The organism is Cryobacterium sp. (assembly GCF_025463825.1).
Lineage (GTDB): Bacteria > Actinomycetota > Actinomycetes > Actinomycetales > Microbacteriaceae > Cryobacterium.
This window is the reverse complement of record NZ_JAODBG010000036.1, coordinates 1-5,758: the sequence shown is the minus strand read 5'-3', so window position 1 is coordinate 5,758 and position 5,758 is coordinate 1. Positions and strand designations below refer to the sequence as shown.

Below are 5,758 nucleotides of genomic sequence, written 5' to 3'. Positions count from 1 at the left end.
AAGCCATGGCGCTAACTCCGGAAGATGTAGTCAACAAGCGGTTCCAGTCGACCAAGTTCCGTGAGGGATATGACCAGGACGAGGTTGACGACTTCCTCGACGAGGTCGTTGTCGAACTGCGACGCCTGACCCAGGAGAACGAGGACCTCAAGGCCCGTCTCTCCGGCGGCGAAGCCGCACCGGTCAGCGCCGCGCCCGCCACGGTCGCCGAGCCCGTGAACACCGCGGAGCCGGTCGCTGAGCCCGTCGCCGCAGTGGTTCCCGAGCCCGTCGCAGCAGCACCCGTCGCCGCGGCGCCGGTTGCCGAGCCGATCGACGAGACCGCCGGCACCACCAACCTCCTGCAGCTGGCCCGCCGCCTGCACGAGGAGCACGTCAAGGAAGGGGCCGAGAAGCGCGACGCCCTGATCGCCGAAGGCCACGCCACGGCAGCCCGCGTGATCGCGGAGTCCGAGGCCAAGCAGCGCGCCCAGATCAACGTGCTCGAGAAGGAGCGCTCCGTCCTCGAGGACAAGATCGAGGAACTGCGTACCTTCGAGCGCGAGTACCGCCAGAAGCTGAAGAGCTACATCGAGGCTCAGCTCCGCGACCTCGACTCCGCCTCACCCGTCGGTGCCGGCGCGGGCAAGGACTCGGGAAACTCGCCGAAGGCGAGCTTCCAGGGCTTTGGCGCGTAGCACCAACGCGAAGCTCGACTAGCGCGCTCCTCGTCCCGGCCCTCGTGGCCGGGACGGGGTCGCTTTCGATCAGATCAGCAAGGCCCTCGTCGTCGGCGCGATGACCGAGGGCGACAACGCTCGCGTTCTGGCTGCGGTGCTTCAACTGCACGTCGTGCGGAACCCGGGCGCAGCTTTCTCCTTCGCCACCGGTCCCGCCTGGGTGTTCCACTCATTGCGGCCGGTGTCGTCGTGTTTATCGCCTGGTTCGCCCGTGTCATCCGCTCACTGCGCTGGCTGGTGTCCTCGGCCTCCTCCAACAACTGAACGGCACCATGGAAAACCGAGCCCTTCCCCTTCCAGACGGCCTGGACGGAGTCCGCGTCGACGCGGGCATCGCCAAGCTGTTCGGCTTCTCCCGCAGCTTCGCGGCCGAGATCGCCGAGGCCGACGGGGTGACCCAGGACGGTGTCGTCGTCGGGAAGTCCGACAAACTCCGCGCCGGAGCCTGGCTCGACGTGAGCTGGGCGCCCAAGCAGGACCTGGTCATCGTTCCGATTGCGGTGCCGGAGCTCACCATCGTGCACGACGACGACGACATCGTCGTGATCAACAAGCCGTCCGGTGTCGCCGCGCACCCGAGCATGGGCTGGACCGGCCCGACCGTGCTCGGTGCCCTGGCTGCCGCCGGGTACCGCATCGCCACCAGCGGGGCAGCTGAGCGGGCTGGCATCGTGCACCGACTCGACGTCGGAACCAGCGGCCTCATGGTCGTGGCCAAGTCCGAGGCCGCGTACACGCACCTCAAGCGGGCCTTCCACGACCGCGAGGTCGACAAGATCTACCACGCCGTTGTGCAGGGTCACCCCGACCCCTCCAGCGGCACCATCGACGCGCCGATCGGCCGGCACCCTCGCTCGGACTGGAAGTTCGCGGTGATCGCGGGCGGCAAGGATTCTGTCACGCACTACGAGACTCTCGAGGCCTTTCCGTCCGCGTCGTTGCTCGAGGTGCACCTGGAAACCGGCCGTACCCATCAGATCCGGGTGCACATGGCCGCCCAGCGGCACCCCTGCGTGGGCGACGCGATGTACGGCGCCGACGCCAAGATCACGGCCAGGCTGGGCCTCACCCGGCAGTGGCTGGTGGCCAAACAGCTGTCATTCGAGCACCCGTCGAGCCGCGAGTGGGTCACCTTCGACGCCGAGTACCCGGACGACCTGGCTAACGCGCTGCGGATCCTGCGCGGCGATTAGCCCGGGGGTGCCGCTGGACGCTTAGGCTTGAAACCCAGCACCCCATTTCTCCATCAGATAAAACCCAGAGCAGCTGGAGTAGTCGTGTCGCCGCAGAATGATTCGTTTGTCCACCTTCACGTGCACAGCGAGTACTCGATGCTCGACGGCGCGGCGCGGGTCAAGCCGCTGATCGCGGCCGCCGCCGAGCAGAAGATGCCCGCAATCGCGGTCACCGACCACGGCAACGTCTTCGGTGCTTTCGACTTCTGGAAGACCGCGACGGACGCGGGAATCAAGCCCATCATCGGCACCGAGGCGTACATCACGCCGGGCACCGACCGCCGGGACAAGACCCGGGTGAAGTGGGGCACCAACGCGCAGAACCGCGACGACGTCGGAGGCAGCGGTGCGTACACACACATGACCCTGCTCTCCGAGAACACCGAAGGCATGCACAACCTCTTCAGGTTGTCGTCCCTGGCCTCGCTCGAAGGCTATTACTTCAAGCCCCGGATGGACCGCGAGCTGCTCAGCACCTACTCCACGGGCCTGATCGGCACCACCGGCTGCGTCGGTGGTGAGGTGCAGACCCGGTTGCGGCTCGGCCAGTACGACGAAGCCAGGCAGGCCGCGGGTGAGCTGCGCGACATCTTCGGCAAGGACAACTTCTTCTGCGAGATCATGGACCACGGCATCGACATCGAGCGCCGCACCATGACCGACCTGCTCAAGCTGGCCAAGGAGCTCGACCTGCCGCTGGTGGCCACCAACGACCTGCACTACACCCACGCGCACGACGCCACCGCCCACGCCGCGCTGCTCTGTGTGCAGTCCGCTTCCACCCTGGACGACCCCAACCGGTTCAAGTTCGACTCCAACGAGTTCTACCTCAAGTCCGCCGCCGAGATGCGGCACCTGTTCCGGGACAACCCCGAAGCCTGCGACAACACGCTGCTCATCGCCGAGCGGTGCGAGGTCAAATTCAACACCCAGGCGAACTACATGCCCCGCTTCCCCACGCCGGAGGGGGAGAACGAGGAAAGCTGGTTCATCAAGGAAACCGAGCTGGGCCTTCTTCGCCGGTACCCGAACGGGACCTCTGCCGCGGTGCGCAAGCAGGCCGACTACGAGGTCGGCGTGATCACCCAGATGGGCTTCCCCGGCTACTTCCTCGTGGTCGCCGACTTCATCAACTGGTCGAAAGCGAACGGCATCCGGGTCGGCCCCGGCCGTGGTTCGGGAGCAGGCTCGATGGTCGCGTACGCCATGGGCATCACCGACCTCGACCCGCTTGTGCACGGCCTGATCTTCGAGCGGTTCCTCAACCCGGACCGCGTGTCCATGCCCGACTTCGACGTCGACTTCGACGACCGTCGCCGCGGCGAGGTCATCCACTACGTCACCGAGAAATACGGCTCCGAGCGCGTCGCGCAGATCGTCACGTACGGAACCATCAAAGCCAAGCAGGCACTGAAGGACTCCAGCCGGGTCCTCGGCTTCCCGTTCGGCATGGGCGACAAGCTCACCAAGGCCATGCCGCAGCCCATCATGGGCAAGGACATGCCGCTCACCGGCATGTTCGACAAGGACCACCCGCGATACCGCGAGGCGGGCGATTTCCGTGCCGTCATCGAAACGGATGCCGAGGCGCGCACGGTCTTCGACACGGCGCTGGGCATCGAGAACCTCAAACGCCAGTGGGGCGTGCACGCTGCCGGCGTGATCATGTCCTCCGACCCGCTGATCGACATCATCCCCATCATGCGCCGTGAGGCAGACGGCCAGATCGTCACGCAGTTCGACTACCCGGCCTGCGAGTCGCTCGGCCTGATCAAGATGGACTTCCTGGGCCTGCGCAACCTCACCATCATCGACGACACCCTCGATAACATCGAGGCCAACCGTGGCCACCGGCCGGTTCTCGAAGATCTCGACCTCGACGACGTGCTCGCCTACGAACTGCTCGCCCGAGGCGACACGCTCGGCGTGTTCCAGCTCGACGGCGGACCCATGCGTTCGCTCCTGCGCAGCATGAAACCCGACAACTTCGAAGACATCTCGGCCGTCATCGCGCTGTACCGGCCCGGCCCCATGGGAGCCAACTCCCACACCAACTACGCGCTGCGCAAGACCGGCCAGCAGGAGATCATCCCGATCCACAAGGAGCTCGAAGAGCCCCTCAAGGACATCATCGGCGGCACCTACGGACTCATCGTCTACCAGGAACAGGTGATGTCGATCGCGCAGAAGCTGGCCGGCTTCTCCCTCGGCCAGGCCGACCTGCTGCGGCGCGCGATGGGTAAGAAGAAGAAGTCGGAGCTGGACAAGCAGTTCGAGGGTTTCTCGGGCGGCATGATGGCCAACGGCTACTCGATGGACGCCGTTACCACCGTCTGGAACATCCTTCTACCGTTCTCCGACTACGCCTTCAACAAGGCCCACTCCGCGGCCTACGGCGTGCTGAGTTACTGGACCGCGTACCTCAAGGCGCATTACCCGGCCGAGTACATGGCGGCCCTGCTCACCAGTGTGGGCGACGCGCGCGACAAGCTCGCCCTGTACCTCAACGAGTGCCGCCGCATGGGCATCCAGGTGCTGCCGCCGGACGTGAACGAGTCGATCGGTTTCTTCGCCGCCGTCGGAACCGACATCCGGTTCGGCCTGGGCGCCGTGCGGAACGTCGGCTTCAACGTCGTCGAAGCCATCCGGGCCGCCCGCACCGAGAAGGGCAACTTCGAGTCCTTCCATGATTTCCTGCGCAAGGTGCCGCTGCAGGTCACCAACAAGCGCACCGTCGAGTCCCTCATCAAGTCCGGCGCGTTCGACTCCCTCGGCTCCACCCGACGCGCCATGTTCGAGATCCATGAGGGCGCTGTCGACTCCGCCGTCAAGATCAAGCGCGACGAGTCACACGGGATGGTCGGCTTCGACTTCGACAGCCTCTTCGACGACCCGCAGGAGACCGAACAGGTGCCCGAGCGGCCGGAGTGGAGCAAGAAGGAGAAGCTGGCGCTGGAGCGCGACATGCTCGGGCTCTATGTCTCCGACCACCCGCTTGCCGGCCTCGAGATTCCGCTGGCCAAGCATGCCAGCACCACCATCACCGACCTGATCAGTTCGGAGCACACCCAGGACGCCGACACCGTCACGGTGGCCGGGCTGATCACCAACGTGCAGCATCGCATCGCCAAGAAGTCCGGCAACCAGTACGGCATCATCTCGGTCGAGGACTTCGGCGGTGAGATCGACGTCATGTTCATGGGCAAGGCGTACCAGGAATTCTCCCTTGATCTCGTGAGCGACTCCGTCGTGGTCGTCAGGGGCCGGGTGAGCATGCGCGACGACGGCATGAACCTGCACGCGTACAGCATCTTCGCGCCCGAACTCGGGCAGGCGTCCGACCATGGCACCCTGTCGATCACGCTGTTCGAGGCGCGGGCAACAACCGACACCGTGACGCAGCTCGGCGAGGTGCTCAAACGGCACGGCGGCACCTCTGAGGTTCGCCTGAAGCTCATCAAGGGCGACACCGCGAGGGTCTTCGAGCTGCCCGCGCGGGTGACCGTGACGGCCGACCTGTTCGGCGAGCTGAAAAGCCTCCTCGGTCCCTATTGCCTCACCTGACCCGGTCCCCTGAGGGGTGCCCGTACCTGCGTCGGAGGACGGCTCGCGCCTTGTCTTAGAACGGCGGGTTCTCCGGGACCGGTGCTGTCGGGTGGCGTGTGGGCTGGTGCCGGGGCATCAGGTAGCTGTCGTCCGCGGGTCGCTTCGGGGTTGTCGGTCCCACGGTCGGCGGTTGGGGCCGGGGTGGGCCGATCGGGTTGGCCGGGTCGGTGCGGTAGGTGCGCTTGCCCGGTGAGGTCC

General features: G+C 65.9%; 3 protein-coding genes and 2 pseudogenes. 4 read left to right on the top strand and 1 reads right to left on the bottom strand.

Annotated features, from left to right (window positions below; all coding sequences use genetic code 11):
- The first annotated feature begins 5 nt into the window (after nucleotides 1-5).
- From JWP54_RS04595 to dnaE, 4 genes and pseudogenes are all read left to right on the top strand, one after another.
- Complete coding sequence (locus tag JWP54_RS04595; protein WP_297367948.1) at nucleotides 6-677, top strand: DivIVA domain-containing protein; 672 nt, start codon at nucleotides 6-8, stop codon at nucleotides 675-677.
- Between the two features lie 70 nt (nucleotides 678-747).
- Nucleotides 748-885 (top strand): annotated as a pseudogene (locus JWP54_RS17655) (signal peptidase II); the annotation flags it as partial.
- 106 nt (nucleotides 886-991) lie between these two features.
- Nucleotides 992-1,912, top strand: a complete 921-nt coding sequence (locus JWP54_RS04590) for an RluA family pseudouridine synthase (RefSeq protein WP_297367945.1) — start codon at nucleotides 992-994, stop codon at nucleotides 1,910-1,912.
- A gap of 84 nt (nucleotides 1,913-1,996) precedes the next feature.
- Entirely contained in the window at nucleotides 1,997-5,518 is a 3,522-nt protein-coding gene (gene dnaE / locus JWP54_RS04585; protein WP_297367942.1) for a DNA polymerase III subunit alpha, read from the top strand.
- Nucleotides 5,519-5,573: 55 nt separating this feature from the next.
- Here dnaE and JWP54_RS04580 read toward each other — a convergent pair.
- A pseudogene (locus JWP54_RS04580) lies at nucleotides 5,574-5,758 on the bottom strand (hypothetical protein); the annotation flags it as partial.

Excerpts from the sequence above, each read along its gene's own strand:
- JWP54_RS04590 (WP_297367945.1), top strand. The coding sequence starts at position 992 with ATGGAAAACCGAGCCCTTCCCCTTCCAGACGGCCTGGACGGAGTCCGC.
- JWP54_RS04595 (WP_297367948.1), top strand. The coding sequence starts at position 6 with ATGGCGCTAACTCCGGAAGATGTAGTCAACAAGCGGTTCCAGTCGACC.